At 71.0% G+C, this 17,864-nt stretch carries 16 protein-coding genes; 8 read left to right on the top strand and 8 right to left on the bottom strand.

From position 1 onward, the window contains the following. Positions 1-76: 76 nt before the first annotated feature. The 3 genes from ACQEXA_RS41590 to ACQEXA_RS41580 all read left to right on the top strand — a co-directional run bounded on the left by ACQEXA_RS41590 (position 77) and on the right by ACQEXA_RS41580 (position 2,952). Positions 77-772 (top strand): SDR family NAD(P)-dependent oxidoreductase, encoded by a 696-nt coding sequence (locus tag ACQEXA_RS41590; RefSeq protein WP_432926168.1) that lies wholly within the window; start codon positions 77-79, stop codon positions 770-772. Further along, positions 769-1,926 carry an S-adenosylmethionine:tRNA ribosyltransferase-isomerase gene (locus ACQEXA_RS41585; RefSeq protein WP_432926170.1) on the top strand — a complete coding sequence of 386 codons (1,158 nt, stop codon included), beginning with the start codon at positions 769-771 and terminating at the stop codon, positions 1,924-1,926. Before ACQEXA_RS41590 ends, ACQEXA_RS41585 begins: the two co-directional genes overlap by 4 nt. Before the next feature lie 312 nt (positions 1,927-2,238). Further along, on the top strand, positions 2,239-2,952 hold the full coding sequence (locus ACQEXA_RS41580; RefSeq protein ID WP_432926172.1) for a transglycosylase SLT domain-containing protein: 714 nt from the start codon (positions 2,239-2,241) through the stop codon (positions 2,950-2,952). A gap of 85 nt (positions 2,953-3,037) precedes the next feature. On the opposite strand, the gene ACQEXA_RS41575 is transcribed toward ACQEXA_RS41580, so the two are convergent. Continuing rightward, complete coding sequence (locus ACQEXA_RS41575) at positions 3,038-5,515, bottom strand: FHA domain-containing protein (RefSeq protein ID WP_432926174.1); 2,478 nt, start codon at positions 5,513-5,515, stop codon at positions 3,038-3,040. Between the two features lie 240 nt (positions 5,516-5,755). On the opposite strand from ACQEXA_RS41575, the gene ACQEXA_RS41570 reads away from it, so the two are divergent. Further along, a complete protein-coding gene (locus tag ACQEXA_RS41570) occupies positions 5,756-7,627 on the top strand; it encodes a streptophobe family protein (protein ID WP_433132661.1) in 1,872 nt (623 codons plus the stop codon). A 179-nt stretch (positions 7,628-7,806) separates the two neighbouring features. Further along, positions 7,807-9,018, top strand: a complete 1,212-nt coding sequence (serB, locus tag ACQEXA_RS41565) for a phosphoserine phosphatase SerB (RefSeq protein ID WP_359398905.1) — start codon at positions 7,807-7,809, stop codon at positions 9,016-9,018. A 76-nt stretch (positions 9,019-9,094) separates the two neighbouring features. On the opposite strand, the gene ACQEXA_RS41560 is transcribed toward serB, so the two are convergent. The 4 genes from ACQEXA_RS41560 to ACQEXA_RS41545 all read right to left on the bottom strand — a co-directional run bounded on the left by ACQEXA_RS41560 (position 9,095) and on the right by ACQEXA_RS41545 (position 11,797). Continuing rightward, complete coding sequence (locus tag ACQEXA_RS41560) at positions 9,095-9,613, bottom strand: SixA phosphatase family protein (protein WP_433132659.1); 519 nt, start codon at positions 9,611-9,613, stop codon at positions 9,095-9,097. Between the two features lie 162 nt (positions 9,614-9,775). Beyond that, a complete protein-coding gene (locus ACQEXA_RS41555; protein WP_359398901.1) occupies positions 9,776-9,988 on the bottom strand; it encodes a hypothetical protein in 213 nt (70 codons plus the stop codon). 275 nt (positions 9,989-10,263) lie between these two features. After that, a complete protein-coding gene (locus tag ACQEXA_RS41550) occupies positions 10,264-10,380 on the bottom strand; it encodes an SGM_5486 family transporter-associated protein (protein WP_311698178.1) in 117 nt (38 codons plus the stop codon). A gap of 67 nt (positions 10,381-10,447) precedes the next feature. Beyond that, complete coding sequence (locus tag ACQEXA_RS41545) at positions 10,448-11,797, bottom strand: CynX/NimT family MFS transporter (RefSeq protein WP_433134743.1); 1,350 nt, start codon at positions 11,795-11,797, stop codon at positions 10,448-10,450. Positions 11,798-11,888: 91 nt separating this feature from the next. On the opposite strand from ACQEXA_RS41545, the gene ACQEXA_RS41540 reads away from it, so the two are divergent. After that, the gene (locus tag ACQEXA_RS41540; RefSeq protein WP_433132657.1) at positions 11,889-12,578 is read left to right on the top strand and encodes a FadR/GntR family transcriptional regulator; all 690 of its coding nucleotides are present in this window, start codon (positions 11,889-11,891) and stop codon (positions 12,576-12,578) included. A 7-nt stretch (positions 12,579-12,585) separates the two neighbouring features. Here ACQEXA_RS41540 and ACQEXA_RS41535 read toward each other — a convergent pair whose 3' ends face one another. The 3 genes from ACQEXA_RS41535 to fabG form a co-directional block, all read right to left on the bottom strand. Continuing rightward, the gene (locus ACQEXA_RS41535; protein ID WP_432926182.1) at positions 12,586-12,957 is read right to left on the bottom strand and encodes a hypothetical protein; all 372 of its coding nucleotides are present in this window, start codon (positions 12,955-12,957) and stop codon (positions 12,586-12,588) included. Between the two features lie 210 nt (positions 12,958-13,167). Beyond that, a complete protein-coding gene (gene fabI, locus ACQEXA_RS41530) occupies positions 13,168-13,935 on the bottom strand; it encodes an enoyl-ACP reductase FabI (protein ID WP_359398892.1) in 768 nt (255 codons plus the stop codon). A 5-nt stretch (positions 13,936-13,940) separates the two neighbouring features. Beyond that, complete coding sequence (fabG, locus tag ACQEXA_RS41525; protein ID WP_359398890.1) at positions 13,941-14,645, bottom strand: 3-oxoacyl-[acyl-carrier-protein] reductase; 705 nt, start codon at positions 14,643-14,645, stop codon at positions 13,941-13,943. Between the two features lie 268 nt (positions 14,646-14,913). On the opposite strand from fabG, the gene ACQEXA_RS41520 reads away from it, so the two are divergent. Both ACQEXA_RS41520 and ACQEXA_RS41515 read left to right on the top strand, forming a co-directional pair. Then, on the top strand, positions 14,914-16,437 hold the full coding sequence (locus tag ACQEXA_RS41520) for a TldD/PmbA family protein (protein ID WP_432926184.1): 1,524 nt from the start codon (positions 14,914-14,916) through the stop codon (positions 16,435-16,437). Continuing rightward, complete coding sequence (locus tag ACQEXA_RS41515; protein ID WP_432926186.1) at positions 16,434-17,828, top strand: metallopeptidase TldD-related protein; 1,395 nt, start codon at positions 16,434-16,436, stop codon at positions 17,826-17,828. Before ACQEXA_RS41520 ends, ACQEXA_RS41515 begins: the two co-directional genes overlap by 4 nt. Positions 17,829-17,864: the final 36 nt, after the last annotated feature.

Below are 17,864 nucleotides of genomic sequence, written 5' to 3'. Positions count from 1 at the left end.
GGCCGGCAGGGACCGGTTCCTACGTTGAGGTCACCGCCGATCAGCGGTGACCGAGGGACCGAAGGGGACGGTAGTCATGCCGGTTGCGATCATCACAGGGGCTTCCAAGGGGCTGGGGCGGGCGCTCGGCGCGGCTCTGGCGGAGCGCGGCTGGGACCTGGTGCTGGACGCCAGGACCGCACCGGTTCTGGCCGAGACGGCCGAGAAGCTGGCCGGGCACGGGACCAGGGTGGAGGCGCTGCCCGGGGATGTGACGGACGCGGGTCACCGGGCCGCTCTGGTGCGGGCGGCCCGGCGGCTGGGCGGGCTGGACCTGCTGGTGAGCAACGCGAGCGCGCTGGGCGCGCAGCCGCTGGTACGGCTGGAGGTGCTGCCACCGGACGGCTTGCGGCGGGCGCTAGAGGTCAATGTGGTGGCCGCGCTGGGCCTCGTCCAGGAGGCGCTGCCGCTGCTGCGGGCGTCGCAGGCGGGCACCGTCGTCGCCGTCAGTTCGGACGCGGCGGCCGAGGCGTACGAGACCTGGGGCGGGTACGGGGCGTCCAAGGCGGCGCTGGACCACCTGGCGGCGGTGCTCGCCGTGGAGGAGCCGGGACTGCGGGTGTGGGCGGTGGATCCGGGCGACATGGCCACCGACCTGTATACGGCGGCCGTACCGGACGACGGCGGTCCGCGTCCGGCGCCGGAAAGCGTGGTGCCCGCGTTCCTCAGGCTGCTGGACAGGCGTCCGGCGAGCGGCCGCTACGGTGCTTCCTCGCTGCTGGAGACGCGATGAGGACGGGGACGGGGATCCCTCAGGCCGAGCGCGTCCGGAAGCAGTGGACACTTCCGGAGGAGCTGGCGGCGCGGGTCCCGGCCGAGCAGCGCGGGCCGGGCCTGGACCGGGACAGCGTGCGGCTGCTGGTCTCCCGCGGTACCGACGTCTCGCACCACGCGTTCGTGGAGCTGCCGCGGCTGCTGCGGGCCGGGGACCTGCTCGTCGTCAACACATCGCCGACGCTGGCGGCCGCGGTGGACGGCCGGCTCGGGCACGCACTCGTGGTGGTGCACTTCTCGACGCGCGGGGACGACGGGCGGTGGGCGGTCGAGCTCCGGGATCCGGACGGACGAGGCACCACGCGCGCGCGTGCGTCGAGCGGGGCGCGAGGCGCCGCCCGCAAGAGCGGCGGCGGGCGACGGGAGGCAGGGGCCGCGGGCGCGGAGGTGCGGCTTCCGGGCGACGTGCGGCTCGTCCTCGAGGAGCCGCTGTCGCCGGGGAGCGACCGGCTGTGGTGGGCCCGGCCCTCGAACGGGGACCTGGCCGGGCTGCTGGGCCGGCACGGGCGTCCCATTCGGTACTCCTATACGGAAAGGGACCAGCCGCTGTCCGCGTACCAGACGGTGTTCGCGCTGCCGTCCGCCGACGGCTCGGGCAGCGCGGAGATGCCGAGCGCGGCTCGGCCGTTCACCTCGCGGACCGTGGTGGAGCTGGTGAGCCGGGGTGTGCAGGTCGCGCCGGTCACGCTGCACACGGGAGTGGCATCGGCGGAGGCACATGAGCCTCCCCCTCCGGAGCGCTTCTCGGTGCCGCAGGCGTCGGCGCGACTGATCAACGCGGTCCGGGCCGGGGACGGCCGGGTGGTGGCGGTGGGGACGACGGCCGTGCGGGCGGTGGAGTCGGTGGTGGGCGCCGACGGGGTGGTGCGGGCCCGGGAGGGCTGGACGGATCTGGTGGTGACGCCCGAGCGCGGGGTGCGGGTGGTAGACGGGCTGCTGACCGGCCTGCACGAGCCGCAGGCGTCGCATCTGCTGATGCTGGAGGCGATCGCCGGGAGGGAGGCGATCGACCGTGCCTACGAGGCGGCGCTGGCCGAGCGGTACCTGTGGCACGAGTTCGGTGACGCCCACCTCATCCTGCCCCCGGATTCGCATCACACTGTGCGTTGCTAGAGCAACTGCACGTGAAGAACCCGTGACCTCGATGTGAGGACGCGCATAGGACCCACATCACATACGAAGCCGCATAGGACCGGGATAAGACCCTCATGAACGGGGAAGACGGGGCGGTCTGCCCCGTTTTGCCCCTCCTAGGCCCACTAGCCGGGGTAGTACGTCACACCTTTGCCTGGTGTTTTTGCGGCCGCTAAGAATTGCTTTCGTCGCTCGGCGCCGTGGCTCATTACCCGCGGCGCTTGTGCTGGAAACATCCGAATCCACCGGCACCAGAGCGACCTCCGCGCAATTCGAAGAGGTCACTCCGACATGCCCCAGATCACCAATATTCGTAGTCGTGCCCGTGCGCTGACCAAGACGCAGAAGCTGTCGGCCGCATGCTGCACCGGGCTCGGTATCGCGACCCTCGCGATCACCGCCACGCCGAGCGAGGCGCAGACCACGACCCACGAGGCCCCGGCCGCCGCCGCGGCCCCGGTGACCATAGGCAACCAGCCGGTGAAGGCGATCAAGGCGAGCATCACCGACCAGGAGGCCGCCTCGATGCTGAAGGCCGAGGCGATCGCCGCGAAGCAGAAGGCCGCCCAGAAGCCCGCCGCCCAGAAGGCACAGCAGCAGGCGGTGCAGCAGCGCAGCACGCAGCAGCCCGCGAGCCGCTCCGCCGACCGCGCCCCCGTCCGGCAGTCCTCCCCGAAGTCCTACGCCAACAACCTCGACGGCTGGATCCGCCAGTCGCTCGACATCATGGCGCAGAAGGGCATCCCGGGCTCGTACAACGGCCTGTACCGCAACATCATGCGGGAGTCCTCGGGCAACCCGATGGCCATCAACAACTGGGACATCAACGCCCGCAACGGCATCCCCTCCAAGGGCCTGCTCCAGGTGATCGACCCGACCTTCCGGGCGTACCACGTGGCGGGCACGTCGATGAACATCTACGACCCGGTCGCGAACATCACCGCCGCCTGCAACTACGCGGCGCACCGCTACGGCTCGATGGACAACGTCAACAGCGCGTACTGAGGCCTGCGCGGACCTCTTCTCGCTGAGCAGAAGAAAGGGCGGCACCCCCTGACGGGTGCCGCCCTTCCGCGTTGTACGGGAGTGACTACTTCCTCATGACCTCGGGCTCGTGGCGGCGCAGGAAGCGGGCCACGAGGATGCCGCAGATCACACCGATGGCGATCAGGGCGGCCATGTCCAGGGTCCAGGCGCCCGCCGTGTGGTTCCACAGCGGATCCGTGCTGGTCGGGTCGCTCGTGTTCGGGAAGATGTTGTTGAAGTCGAGCGTCGCACCGGCGGCGCCCACCGCCCAGCGGGACGGCATCAGGTACGAGACCTCGTTGGCGCCGACCGCGCCGTGCAGGGTGAAGAGGCAGCCGGTGAAGACGACCTGGATGATCGCGAACATCACCAGCAGCGGCATGGTCTTCTCGGCGGTCTTCACGAGCGCGGAGATGACCAGGCCGAACATCATCGAGGTGAAGCCCAGCGCCATGACCGGCAGGCAGAGCTCGAACAGCGTCGAGCCGCCCAGGACGACGCCCTCCTTGGGGATCTCGCGGCTGGAGAACCCGATCAGGCCGACCATGAGGCCCTGCAGCACGGTGATGACGCCGAGGACGAACACCTTCGACATGAGGTACGCGGAGCGCGACAGGCCGGTGGCGCGCTCCCGCTCGTAGATGACCCGTTCCTTGATCAGCTCGCGGACGGAGTTGGCGGCGCCCGCGAAACAGGCGCCCACCGCGAGGATCAGCAGGACCGTGGTGGCCGTGCCGTTCGGGACGGGCACGCCGGTCTTCGGGCTGACCGGGTTGACCAGCAGGCCCTTGTCACTGTCGATGAGCAGGCTGACGGCGCCCAGCACCGCCGGCAGGATCACCGTCAGTGCCAGGAACCCCTTGTCGGAGGCGATGACCGCGGCGTACCGCCGGATCAGGGTGCCAAGCTGGGAGAACCAGCCCTGCGGCTTGGGCGGCTTGATCGCCTGCGGCGGCGGCATGTGCACCGACTGCGGCGCGACGGCGTCGATGTCCGCGGCGTACATCTGGTAGTGCTGCGAGCCCTTCCAGCGGCCCGCCCAGTCGTAGTCGCGGTAGTTCTCGAAGGCGGAGAACACATCGGCCCAGGTTTCGTAGCCGAAGAAGTTCAGCGCCTCCTCCGGCGGGCCGAAGTAGGCGACGGAGCCGCCCGGCGCCATCACCAGCAGCTTGTCGCACAGGGCGAGCTCGGCCACGGAGTGCGTGACGACGAGGACCGTGCGGCCGTCGTCGGCCAGGCCGCGCAGCAGCTGCATGACGTCGCGGTCCATGCCCGGGTCGAGACCGGACGTCGGCTCGTCCAGGAAGATCAGCGACGGCTTGGTGAGCAGCTCCAGGGCCACCGAGACACGCTTGCGCTGACCGCCGGAGAGGGAGGTGACCTTCTTCTCCCTGTGGACGTCCAGCTTCAGCTCGCGCAGCACCTCGTCGATGCGGGCCTCGCGCTCGGCGGCCGTGGTGTCGGCCGGGAAGCGCAGCTTGGCCGCGTACTTGAGGGCCTTCTTGACGGTCAGCTCCTTGTGCAGGATGTCGTCCTGCGGGACCAGACCGATGCGCTGGCGCAGCTCCGCGAACTGTTTGTACAGGTTGCGGTTGTCGTAGAGGACGTCACCCTCGTTCGCGGGGCGGTAGCCGGTGAGCGCCTTCAGCAGCGTCGACTTGCCGGAGCCGGACGGGCCGATGACCGCGATGAGCGACTTCTCCGGGACGCCGAAGGAGACGTCCTTGAGGATCTGCTTGCCGCCGTCGACGGTCACGGTCAGGTGGCGGGCGGAGAAGGAGATCTCACCGGTGTCGACGAACTCCTCGAGCCGGTCGCCGACCAGACGGAACGTCGAGTGGCCGACGCCGACGATGTCATTGGGTCCGAGCAGCAAGGAGCCGCCCTTGCCGATCGGCATGCCGTTGACGAACGTGCCGTTGTGCGAGCCGAGGTCACGGATCTCGAAACGGCCGTCGGGCGTGGCGTGGAACTCGGCGTGGTGGCGCGAGACTTGGAGGTCCGAGACGACCAGTTCGTTCTCCAGCGCACGGCCTATGCGCATCACACGGCCGAGGGCGAGCTGGTGGAACGTGGTCGGACTGCGGTCGCCGTAGACCGGAGGCGCCCCCGCGCCACTTCCGGGGCCCTGCTGCTGCGGGATCTGTGCGGCGGCCTGCGGCGCAGCCTGGTCGGCCCAGCCCGGGTCAACGCCCTGGGCGGCGTACGGCTGCTGCTGGGGCCTGGCCTGCGGCGCGGCCACGGCGGCCGCGGCACCGGACAGGTTCAGGCGCGGTCCGTCGTTCGCGTTGCCCAGATGCACGGCCGAGCCGGGGCCGATCTCCAACTGGTGGACCCGATGGCCCTGTGCGAACGTCCCGTTGGTGCTTCCGTGGTCCTCGATGACCCAACTGCGGCCGTTCCAGTTGATCGTGGCGTGACGCCAGGAAACCCTGGCGTCGTCGAACACGATGTCCCCCTGCGGATCACGTCCGAGGGTGTATGGCCTGGACGCGTCCAGCGTCCAGGTGCGTCCGTTCACTTCGAGTACGAGTTCAGACACTCCATGCCCCACTGAGTTGTCCCCCGAATTGCCCCCATCACAGAGAGTCTAGGGATGTCGAACATCGTGGGGAACTATTTCAGGCTGAGCCCTCTGACCGAAAGTCGGGCTTTATGACCCATGCGTGGACCCGCCGGAACGCGTCCCGTTGACGGGGTTGAAGCCGCCCCGGAGAGTGGTAATCCCCCGCGAGGGGGGACATCCGCGGTGGATCACCGCGGCGCGGACCGGGGGGCAGGCATGGATGTCGGAACAGCGGGAGAGGGCCGGCGGCTGCCGTGGACGGACGTGCTACTGTCCGCGATCGCCTCGGTGAGCTGGGCCTTGATCGGGATGGCGGGGACGGCCGCGCTCGGACTGCATCTGCTCCAGGCCGACGCCGCGGGCTCGCTCGGCCCGATGACCGCGGCGGTCGTGGCACTTGGGGCGAACGGGTCGGTCACACCGTCCGGCGACGTGTCGGCGTTCGGCCTCAAGGGGGCGGAGGCGACGACCGCCATAGAGATCACGCCCTTGGGCGTGAGTCTGGTCGGGGCGCTGCTGCTCTGCTGGTTCTTCCTGCGCTCCCTGCGTGCGGCGGGAGTTGTGGTCGCGCCCGCCGAACTCCTTGTGCGTGCGGGCGCGGTGGTCGTGCTGTTCGTGGCGATGCTGGGCGGTCTGGCCTGGGCCGGACACGACGTCATCACCATCGACGGGGGCTCCCTCGGGCTCGGCGGGCTGCCGGGCGGGGGCGGCGGTGGGGGCATCGGCATCCCCGGTCTCGGCGACATCGGGGGGCTGCTGCCGAGCCGGATCGGCGACCTGGTCGACGCCAAGGCAGCGGTCGGCTTCTCCGTGGACACGGCGCCCACGCTGCTGGGTGGCGCCGCATGGGCTGCGGGTGTGCTGCTGATCTCCCTGCTCGCGTCCCGGCGCACCCCTCTGCCACGCGGCTGGGACGCGGTGCACCGAGTGGTGCGTCCGGCCGTGTCCGCGCTGGTGACCGCGGTGCTGGTGGCGGTGGTCGCCGGCCTCGCGGCGGCCGCCTACGCCGCGATCGGCGACGACCATCCGGCGCGGATCGCGGGGGCGGCCCTCCTCGGGGTGCCCAACGGAGTGTGGCTGGGCCTGCCGCTCGGCCTGTTCGTGCCCTGGGACGGCAGGGCCACGGGTGAGCTGGCGAAACTGCTGCCCGATCCGCTGGACCGGTTGCTGAGCGTGCGGACACAGCAGCCGGTCACCCTCGGACGGCTGGCCGAACTGGACGGCAAGGTATGGCTGCTGGCGGTCGCCGCGGCCCTCCTGATGCTCTTCGCGGGCGTGCTGACCGCGGCGCGTACGCCTCTGGTACGAGCACGGGATGCCGCGGCCGCACCAGTCCTGCCTGCTGCCGGTGTACGGGACCCCGGTCCTCTCGGCTTCGCAGGGCGCTGTGCGCTGCGGCTCGGGATCGTGACGGCACTGGCGCTGCCGCTGCTGGCCTGGCTGACGGACGTGTCCGTGGACGCCTCGCTGTCCGTGTTCGGATTCGACGCGTTCGGTGCCGGTATCGAGTTGCACGGGCACCTCGCCATGGCGCTGCTGCTGGGTGCGGTGTGGGGCGCGGGCGCGGGCGCGGCCGGGGCGCTGATCGCGTATGCGACCGGGTCGGCCGGGAGCCGGGCGGCGCGGCTGGCACGCGGTGAGGCCGGGCCGCCGGTTCCTCCGCTCCCCTTGTTCGCGCGGGTGCCTCAGGGACCGGGCCCGTACGAGCCGGGCACGCCGTTCCGCCCGCCGAACCCCGACACGAACCCGTATCTGCGGCTGCCGGAAGGGCTGCGCGAACCGGAGGATGCACGGCCGGACGAGCGCGGGCGCAGGGGCAGGCCCCGCACATCGCCCGGCGGAACCGCGCCGGCGCACGGCCCTCGGCCCCCGCAGACGCGGTCCGGCGAGCCGGCGCCGCCTCCGCGCGGCGCTGTGCCGCCCGCTTCCGAGGACGTATACGGCGCCCCCACGGTGATCCAGCCGATCGAGCCGCCCGCGCCGTCCCCGGGCCGGCACGGGCGGGGCCCGTCGTCGGACCAGGGCGGCCCGCCCCCGCCTCCCCCGCCCCCGCCTGGGTCACCCGGGCGGCCCCGGGGACGCGGCTGACCGGCCGGGTCCGCCCTCCGGGCCGCACGCGCGGCTGGGCCGCAGCGGGGATCAAGCCGCGGCCTGCGTCTTCTTCGTCGCTCAAGACACGCGTCATCCGTCAGCCACCCACTGTTCCCTGTCCGCTGGGCGGACCGGGAACGCGCAAGGCACTGGGTGCCGGATACGGTGGAAACACCATGAGCGCTTCGCAGACCTCCGACGCCCCCACGCTCCTTGTCAAGATCTTCGGCAAGGACCGGCCGGGTCTGACCGCCGGTCTGTTCGACACCCTGGCCGCCTACAGCGTCGACGTCGTCGACATCGAGCAGGTCGTCACCCGGGGCCGGATGGTGCTGTGCGTCCTCGTGACCGTGCCCCCGTCCGGGCTCGAGGGAGATCTGCGGGCCACCGTCCACAGCTGGGCGGAGTCCATGAAGATGCAGGCGGAGATCATCTCCGGTATCGGCGACAACCGCCCGCGGGGCCTCGGGCGCTCGCTGGTCACCGTCCTCGGCCACCCGCTGACGGCCGAGTCGACGGCCGCCATCGCCGACCGCATCGCCACCGCCGGTGGCAACATCGACCGTATCTTCCGGCTCGCCAAGTACCCGGTGACCGCCGTCGAGTTCGCCGTCTCCGGTGTGGAGACCGAGCCGCTGCGCACCGCCCTGGCGACCGATGCCGCGGCGCTGGGTGTCGACGTCGCCGTGGTCGCGGCGGGTCTGCACCGCCGGGCCCAGCGTCTGGTCGTCATGGACGTGGACTCGACGCTCATCCAGGACGAGGTCATCGAACTGTTCGCGGCGCACGCCGGCTGTCAGGCGGAGGTCGCCGAGGTGACGGCGGCCGCCATGCGCGGCGAGCTGGACTTCGAACAGTCGCTGCACGCCCGGGTGGCGCTGCTCAAGGGGCTCGACGCGTCGGTGGTCGACAAGGTGCGCGCCGAGATCCGGCTCACTCCGGGCGCGCGCACCCTGATCCGGACGCTGAAGCGGCTCGGTTTCCAAGTAGGGGTCGTCTCCGGTGGGTTCACCCAAGTCACGGAGGACCTCAAGGAGCGGCTCGGGCTCGACTTCGCGCAGGCCAACACGCTGGAGATCGTCGACGGGAAGCTGACCGGAAAGGTCGTCGGCGAGATCGTCGACCGGGCGGGCAAGGCGCGGCTGCTGCGCCGGTTCGCGGCGGAGGCGGGCGTACCGCTGGCGCAGACCGTGGCGATCGGTGACGGCGCCAACGATCTCGACATGCTGAACGCGGCCGGGCTGGGTGTCGCCTTCAATGCCAAGCCCGTCGTCCGTGAGGCCGCGCACACCGCGGTGAACTTCCCCTTCCTGGACACCGTGCTCTATCTGCTGGGCGTCACCCGGGAAGAGGTCGAGGCGGCCGACATCCAGGACGCCCTGCACTGAGTCCGCGCGGGAGCGGCCCAGGACTCCGGGCGGGCCCGGCACCTCCGGGGTGCCGGGCCCGATGCCGCTCCTGCGGCTACTCGCTCGGCGCCCAGTAGTCGGACAGCGTGGCCGTGCCCGGCTCCAGTGACTTCCAGGGACCGTCGTAGGAGAGCACGGCGAAGGCGCCGGCCGGGAAGCCGCGCCGGCTCAGCCGTTCGCCGGCCTCCTCCTCGGCCGTACCGGCGAGGATCTCCGCGAGGCCCTGGACGCCCGGGTTGTGCGCGATCACGATCACGTTCCGCGCATCGTCGGGGATCTCGTTGAGCACGGCGATCAGCTCGCCCGGCGAGGCCTCGTAGAGCCGCTCCTCGTAGACGGTTTTCGGCCGGTGCGGGAACTCCTGGACGGCGAGCTTCCAGGTCTCGCGGGTGCGCGTCGAGGTGGAGCACAGGGCCAGGTCGAAGGGGACGCCGGTGTCGGCCAGCTTGCGTCCGGCGACAGCCGCGTCCGTGCGGCCCCGGTCGGCCAGCGGCCGCTCATGGTCGGGAACCTGCGGCCAGTCGGCCTTCGCATGCCGGAAGAGGACAATCCTGCGGGGTTCAGCGGAGCTCATGAGTCCCAGCTTCGCATGAAACACGCCAGGGAGCGCAGGGAGTTGGCGGCACCGGCCACGAGTCCGCGCGCGAGTGGCTCAACCGGTCGCCCGACCGCCCCACCTGCGAGGACGGGGCTGGCACCGGTGGCCGGGCGCAGCCGGGGCCCTGCGCGGACCGGATCACGAGACGCCGTGTGTCAGCGTCTGCCGGATGTGCTCCACAAGATGGCTGAGGGCGGGACCGCCGCCGGCGTGCGCGTCCGCGGGGTTGAGGATCAGCGCCAGCAGCACGACGAACGCCAGTGTGGGCAGAACGAGGGCCCACCAGGGCAACCGGATGTCGACGCCGCCCGTGGTCGCCGGGTGGGGCCGGGTGTGCGTATGGGCCGACATGCCTGCCTCCGCTGGTCCTCGAGGTGGTCCGCGGGCCGCCCCTTGCGGCCACACTTCGAAGGTAGGGAATGGCGGGCATCCAACCCATCCGGTGATCCACCCACTTGACCCTGACCCTGGCCCCCTAGGGGATGGTGGGGCCAGCCCCACCATCGACGCCGGGCGCGGATCTCACGGCCGCACCGGGCACGCGGCTGCTCGGCCGCACGGCAGGAGACAGCCGCCACGCGAGCGGGAGAAGGGAGAGTCAGGACCTCAGGGTGACCGGTGGTGCGTCACGGGGAGGCGATCGTCGCGATGATGGCGATGATCACGAAGATGGCGAAGAACGCGCCGAAGACGAGCAGCATCTTCTTCTGGCCGTTCTGCGGGTTCGGGTCGAGCACGGGCATGCCGCAAGTCTCGCACCCCTGCTTCGTCCGGCTTCCGGCGGGGTCCGCGACACCCCGGCGCGGCGTGCTACCCGCGGGCCGCCTCGTCCTCCACGGTCCGGTCGCGGCCCGCGAGGACGCCCATCACGGTCTGCGGCACCATCAGCGCGGCCATGAGCGCGAGCGGCGCGCCCCAGCCGCCACTGTGCTGGTACAGCACTCCGACCAGCAGCGGTCCCGGGATCGACAGCAGATACCCGGTGCTCTGCGCGAACGCCGACAGCTTGACCACACCCGCGCCCGTCCGCGCCCGCATCCCCACCATGGTGAGTGCCAGCGGGAAGGCACAGTTGGCGATGCCGAGCAGCAGCGCCCACGCCCAGGCGCCGGCCGCGGGGGCCCAGTACAGGCCCGCGTAGCCGCCGAGACCGCAGATACCGAGCGCGACCGCGATCGGGCCCTGGTGCGGCAGCCGGGTCGCCAGCCGGGGGATGACGAAGGCGAGCGGAACGCCCATGACCATCGTGACGGCCAGGAGCAGGCCGGCGGTACCGGCGGACACCCCCGCGTCACGGAAGATCTGCGCCATCCAGCCCATCGTGATGTAGGCGGCCGTGGCCTGGAGCCCGAAGAAGACGGCCAGCGCCCATGCGGTACGGCTCCGGGTGATCCGCAGCCCGTCGGGCTCTTCCGGGCTGGAGGCGGCGCGGCCGCCGTCCGCGGAACCGGCACCGCGCGCGCGTGCGAAGGGGACCCACGGCAGGACGGCCGCCGCCGCCAGCGCCGCCCAGACGGCGAGTCCCGACTGCCAGTTCCCGCCGAGCGCGTCGGTCAGGGGCACCGTGACCGCCGCGGCCGCGGACGTGCCGAGGGCGAGCGCCATCGAGTACAGGCCCGTCATGGAGCCCACCCGGTGCGGGAACCAGCGCTTGACGATCACCGGCATCAGGACGTTGCTGACGGCGATGCCCATCAGAGCGAGCGCGCTCGCGGCCAGGAATCCGGCGGTGTTGCCCACGTAGGGGCGAATGAGCAGACCGGCGGTGATGGCCACCATTCCGGCGCAGACCACGGCGCCCGGGCCGAAACGGCGGGCGAGCCGCGGCGCCATGACTCCGAAGGCGGCGAAGCAGAGCGGCGGCACCGAGGTGAGTACTCCGGCGACGCTGCCGCTCATGCCGAGCCCGTCGCGGACCTCTGGCAAGAGGGCGCCCAGGCTGGTGATGGCCGGACGCAGGTTGAGGGCCGCGAGGACGATGCCGACGACGAGTACCCGCGTCGTCCACGCGTGCGTGGCGGACGTCTCCGTCCCGGTCGTGGTCTCCGTCACCGCTTTCGTCGCCGTTCCCGTTGTCGTCGTCGTTTCTGTGCGCACCCCGTCGGGGCTGCCGATCGGTGGGGACGCGGTCCCGGTCTCCTCGCCTGTCATGCGACCCATCATAGATTCATGGGATGATTGGCTGTCCACTCTCGCTGAGTTAAGCTCCGGATCATCCGGCCCTGACCCCAGGCCCGTACGAAGGACCCTCATGCCGCTGAGCCATCCGCGCCGATCCGCGCTGTCCGAACAGGTCATCGCCGAGCTGCGGAACCAGATCGCCTCGGGCGAGTGGCCGGTGGGCTCCCGGATCCCCACCGAACCCGAACTGGTCGAGCAGCTCGAGGTCGCCCGCAACACGGTCCGCGAGGCCGTCCGCGCGCTCGCGCACAACGGTCTGCTGGACATCCGCCAGGGGTCGGGCACCTATGTCGCGGCGACCAGCGAACTGGCCGGGGTGATGCACCGCCGATTCGCCGGCGCCGACCCGGACCACGTCGCCGAACTGCGCTCGACCCTCGAGTCGGGCGCCGCCCGACTGGCCGCAGAGCGGCGTACCGAGCGTGACATCAAGCAGCTCGACGGGCTTCTCCTGCGCCGCGAGGAGGCCTGGCGGTCCGGTGACGCGGAGGCGTTCGTGACCGTCGACGCCACCTTCCACATGGCGGTGGTGGCCGCTTCCCACAACGACGTGATGACGGCGATGTACGCGGACCTGGGCGAGGTCCTGCGGGACTGGCTGCGCGGCGACGTCGGCGAGGAGCTGACACCGGAGTCGTACATGGACCACACGGGTCTGGTGGACGCCATCCGTGTGGGTGACGCGGCCGCGGCGGCCACGGCGGCGGCCGGTTATCCGGTGGTGTGCCGTCCGGGGCGCGGGAAGCCCGCCGGTCGCTGACCGCGGCTCACCGGGCGTGGTCCACCCACGCCGAGCGCACGTTCTGCCAGCACCGGCCGCTCAGCCGTACGGTCATCGCGGGCCCCGCGTCCACGGGCGCGGTGTCGGTGTCGATGTCCCACCACTGGTCGCATTCGATGTGCAGACTCACGTGGTCGGTGTCGGGATAGGCGTTGTGGCAGTCGGCGACGACCTCCGAGCCGGTGACGCGGACACGGCAGTCGGATCCGAAGGGCTGCGGATCCGGGGTCTTTCCGGCCTTTGCGCGCGCGTGCGCAGCGGCGTGCTTCCCGGGCGTCTGCGGCATGGCGTCGTACGGCAGGACCGTCAGCAGGGCGAGGGCGAGGAACGCCGGACCGAAGCGGCGGGACAAGCGCACAAGGGGAACCTCCTGGGCCGTTCGGCTGCGTGGCGGTGCGTACTCCCAGCCTGCGTGCTGCGCGGCCCGCGGGTCGCCGTCAGTTGCTCCGAACGGGCGACGCCCCGTCCCCCGCGTTCGCGGGGGACGGGGCGTCGGCGCCGTGGGCCGAGAGGGATCACAACGGGTCCTGAGCACCCGCGCGGTCGCCTCTGCGGCGATCGCGGACCGTCAGGCGCCGATGGCGTGCAGACCGCCGTCCACGTGGACGATCTCGCCGGTGGTCTTCGGGAACCAGTCGCTGAGCAGGGCGACGACTCCGCGGCCGGCCGGCTCGGGGTCCGTGAGGTCCCACTCCAGCGGGGCACGGTTGTCCCAGACCGAGGCCAGCTCGGAGAAGCCCGGGATGGACTTGGCGGCCATGGATCCGATGGGGCCGGCGGAGATGAGGTTGCAGCGGATGTTCTGCTTGCCCAGGTCGCGCGCCATGTAGCGGCTGGTGGCCTCCAGGGCGGCCTTGGCGGGGCCCATCCAGTCGTACTGCGGCCAGGCGTACTGCGCGTCGAAGGTGAGGCCGACGACCGAGCCGCCGTTCTGCATGAGCGGCAGGCAGGCCATGGTCAGCGACTTCAGGGAGAACGCCGAGACGTGCATGGCGGTGGCCACCGACTCGAAGGGCGTGTTGAGGAAGTTGCCGCCGAGCGCGTCCTGGGGCGCGAAACCGATGGAGTGGACGACACCGTCGAGGCCGCCGAGCTCCTCGCCGACGATGTCGGCCAGGCGCCCGAGGTGCTCGGCGTTGGTGACGTCGAGCTCGATGACCTTGGTGGGCTTGGGGAGCTTCTTGGCGATGCGCTCGGTCAGCGTGGGCCGCGGAAAGGCGGTCAGGATGATCTCCGCACCCTGCTCCTGAGCCAGCTTCGCGGTGTGGAACGCGATGGAGGACTCCATCAGCACACCGGTGATCAGGACACGCTTGCCCTCGAGAATTCCGCTCATGGTGATCAGTGACCCATTCCCAGTCCGCCGTCAACGGGAATGACGGCTCCAGTGATGTACGAGGCGTCGTCGGAGGCGAGGAACCGCACCGTTGCGGCGATCTCCTCCGGCTTCGCGTACCGGCCGAGCGGTACCTGCGACGTGATGTTCTCGCGCTGCTCGTCGGTGAGCACCCGGGTCATGTCCGTGTCGACGAAACCGGGGGCGACGACATTGAAGGTGATGTTGCGCGAGCCCAGCTCACGGGCGAGTGAACGGGCGAATCCGACCAGAGCCGCCTTGGAGGCGGCGTAGTTCGCCTGCCCGGCCTGGCCGAGCAGCCCCACGACCGACGAGATCAGCACCACGCGACCCTTCCTGGCCCGCAGCATGCCGCGGTTGGCGCGCTTGACGACGCGGAAGGTGCCGGTGAGGTTGGTGTCGATGACCGAGGTGAAGTCCTCCTCGGACATGCGCATCAGAAGCTGGTCCTTCGTGACGCCGGCGTTGGCGACGAGGACCTCGACCGGGCCGTGGGTGGCCTCGATCTCCTTGTAAGCCTGCTCCACCTGCTCGGTGTCGGTGATGTCGCACTTGACGGCGAGGAAGCCGGCCGGCGGTTCACCCGAGCGGTATGTGATCGCGACCTTGTCGCCGGCGTCGGCGAACGCGCGGGCGATGGCGAGGCCGATGCCCCGGTTGCCTCCAGTGACGAGAACCGAGCGGCTCAACGGATCACCCTTTCGATAGCGGTCTGTAAACCCCTGCAAGCAGGTGCCTTCGCCAAAAACCTATCGGTCCGGCCCGCCGCGCGGACAATCGGGCACCGACAGTGGCTAACGGGACTCACTGTCGGATCCCTACAGAATTAACGGCCACGATCCGCCCGAGGAGGGCCACCGGGGCAAAGGCCGGGCCGCGGAACGCAAACGTGTGGTCCGGGCGCCCGCCCGCGCGACATGATCGGACCCGACAGGCCACGACAGCAGGGAGACCTCCGTGCCTCATTCCATCGACGAAGCCTTCACGGCACTGCCGCTGCGGGCACTGGCCGACGCCGCGCTGGCACGAGCGCGGTCGCTCGGGGCCGAGCACGCGGACTTCCGGTTCGAACGGGTGCGCAGTGCCGCGTGGCGGCTGCGGGACGGCAAGCCCTCGGGGTCCTCGGACACGACCGACCTGGGGTACGCGGTACGGGTCGTGCACGGCGGGACCTGGGGGTTCGCCTCGGGTGTCGATCTGACACCGGACGCCGCCGCCAAGGTCGCGTCCCAGGCGGTGGCGATGGCGAAGCTGTCGGCGCAGGTGATCAAGGCAGCGGGTTCCGACGAGCGGGTCGAGTTGGCCGACGAGCCGGTGCACGCCGAGAAGACATGGGTCTCGTCGTACGAGATCGACCCCTTCACCGTGCCCGACGAGGAGAAGACGGGCCTGCTCACCGAGTGGAGCGCGCGGCTGCTGGCGGCCGAGGGGATCAACCACGTCGACGCCTCACTGCTGACCGTCCACGAGAACAAGTTCTACGCCGACACCGCGGGAACCGTGACGACCCAGCAGCGCGTGCGGCTGCACCCGCAACTCACTGCGGTCTCCGTGGACGAGTCGACGGGCGAGTTCGACTCCATGCGCACCCTCGCGCCGCCGGTCGGCCGCGGCTGGGAGTACCTGACGGGAACCGGCTGGGACTGGGACGCGGAGCTGGCCGGCATGCCGGAGCTGCTCGCCGAGAAGATGCGCGCGCCGAGCGTCGAGTCGGGCATGTACGACCTCGTGGTCGACCCGTCCAACCTGTGGCTGACCATTCACGAGTCCATCGGGCACGCCACCGAGCTGGACCGGGCCCTCGGGTACGAGGCCGCCTACGCGGGCACCTCCTTCGCCACCTTCGACCAGCTGGGCAAGCTCAAGTACGGCTCCGGGCTGATGAACGTCACCGGTGACCGCACCGCCGAGCACGGCCTCGCGACGATCGGGTACGACGACGAGGGCGTCGCGGGCCAGTCCTGGGACCTGGTCAAGGACGGGACGCTGGTCGGGTACCAGCTGGACCGGCGCATCGCCAGGCTGACCGGGTTCGAGCGGTCCAACGGGTGCGCCTACGCCGACTCGCCCTCGCACGTGCCGGTGCAGCGCATGGCCAACGTGTCGCTCCAGCCGGATCCCGCGGGGCTGTCCACTGAGGACCTGATCGGCGGTGTGGACCGCGGGATCTACGTCGTGGGCGACCGTTCCTGGTCCATCGACATGCAGCGGTACAACTTCCAGTTCACCGGTCAGCGCTTCTTCAAGATCGAGAACGGGCGGATCACCGGCCAGCTGCGGGATGTCGCCTACCAGGCGACCACCACCGACTTCTGGGGCTCGATGGCGGCCGTCGGCGGTCCGCAGACCTACGTCCTCGGCGGTGCCTTCAACTGCGGCAAGGCCCAGCCGGGCCAGGTTGCGTCAGTCTCGCACGGCTGCCCTTCGGCCCTCTTCATGGGCGTCAACATTCTGAACACCACGCAGGAGGCCGGCCGATGACCGCCCGTACGAACAAGCCGCACGAGATCGTCGAGCGTGCCCTCGACCTGTCCCGCGCGGACGGGTGTGTGGTCATCGCGGACGAGCGCTCCACCGCCAATCTGCGGTGGGCGGGCAACGCACTGACCACGAACGGTGTCACGCGCGGGCGCACCCTCACCGTCGTCGCGACCGTCGACGGAAAGGAGGGCACGGCGTCCGGGGTCGTCTCCCGTTCCGCCGTCACCACGGACGAGCTGGAGTCGCTCGTACGGTCGGCGGAGGCCGCCGCCCGCGGCGCGGGGCCGGCCGAGGACGCGCAGCCGCTGGTCACGGGGGTGCCCCAGGCGCCGGACTTCACCGACGCGCCCGCCGAGACCTCGTCGGCCATCTTCGCGGACTTCGCTCCGGCGCTCGGCGAGTCCTTCGCACGCGCGCGTGCGGGCGGGCGCGAGCTGTACGGGTTCGCCAACCACGAGGTCGTCTCGACCTATGTGGGTACGTCGACGGGGCTGCGGCTGCGGCACGATCAGCCGAGCGGCACGCTGGAGCTCAACGCCAAGTCGCCGGACCGGGCGCGCTCGGCCTGGGCGGGACATTCGACCCGGGACTTCAAGGACGTCGACCCGGCGGCGCTGGACGCGGAGCTCGCCCGGCGTCTGGCGTGGGCGGAGCGCCGGATCGAACTGCCGGCCGGCCGGTACGAGACGCTGCTGCCGCCGACCGCGGTGGCGGATCTGGTGATCTACCAGATGTGGTCGGCCGCGGCCCGGGACGCGGCCGAGGGCCGCACGGTGTTCAGCAGGCCCGGCGGCGGCACCCGCGTCGGCGAGAAGCTCTCCGAGCTGCCGCTCACCCTGCGCAGCGATCCGCACGAGCCCGGTCTCGAGACGTCGCCCTTCGTCATCGCGCACGCCTCGGGCGACGACGCGTCCGTGTTCGACAACGGCCTGCCGCTGAACGCCACCGAATGGATCAGCGCAGGCGAGCTCAGGCATCTGACGACGACCCGGCACAGCGCGGGACTGACCGGTCTTCCGCTCGCGCCGTCGATCGGGAACCTGATCCTGGACGGCGGCGCCGACCGGTCCCTCGAGGAGATGGTCGCCGGCACCGAGCGCGGGCTGCTGCTCACCTGCCTGTGGTACATCCGGGAGGTCGACCCGGCGACCCTGCTGCTCACCGGCCTGACCCGGGACGGTGTCTACCTGGTCGAGAACGGCGAGGTCACCGGCGAGGTCAACAACTTCCGCTTCAACGAGTCACCGGTGGATCTGCTGGGCCGGGCGGCGGAGGCCGGGCGCACGGAAAAGACGCTGCCGAGGGAATGGAGCGACTGGTTCACTAGGGCTGCGATGCCCGCCCTGAGGGTGCCGGACTTCAATATGAGCTCCGTCAGTCAGGGCGTATAACCTCGTAGCCGGTGGTCGTTCGACTGCCCCAGGATC

Source organism: Streptomyces sp. CA-106110 (assembly GCF_050936285.1).
In the GTDB taxonomy this organism is placed as follows: domain Bacteria; phylum Actinomycetota; class Actinomycetes; order Streptomycetales; family Streptomycetaceae; genus Streptomyces.
Note: the sequence above shows the minus strand (reverse complement) of the source record. Positions and strands in the feature narration are given on the sequence as shown.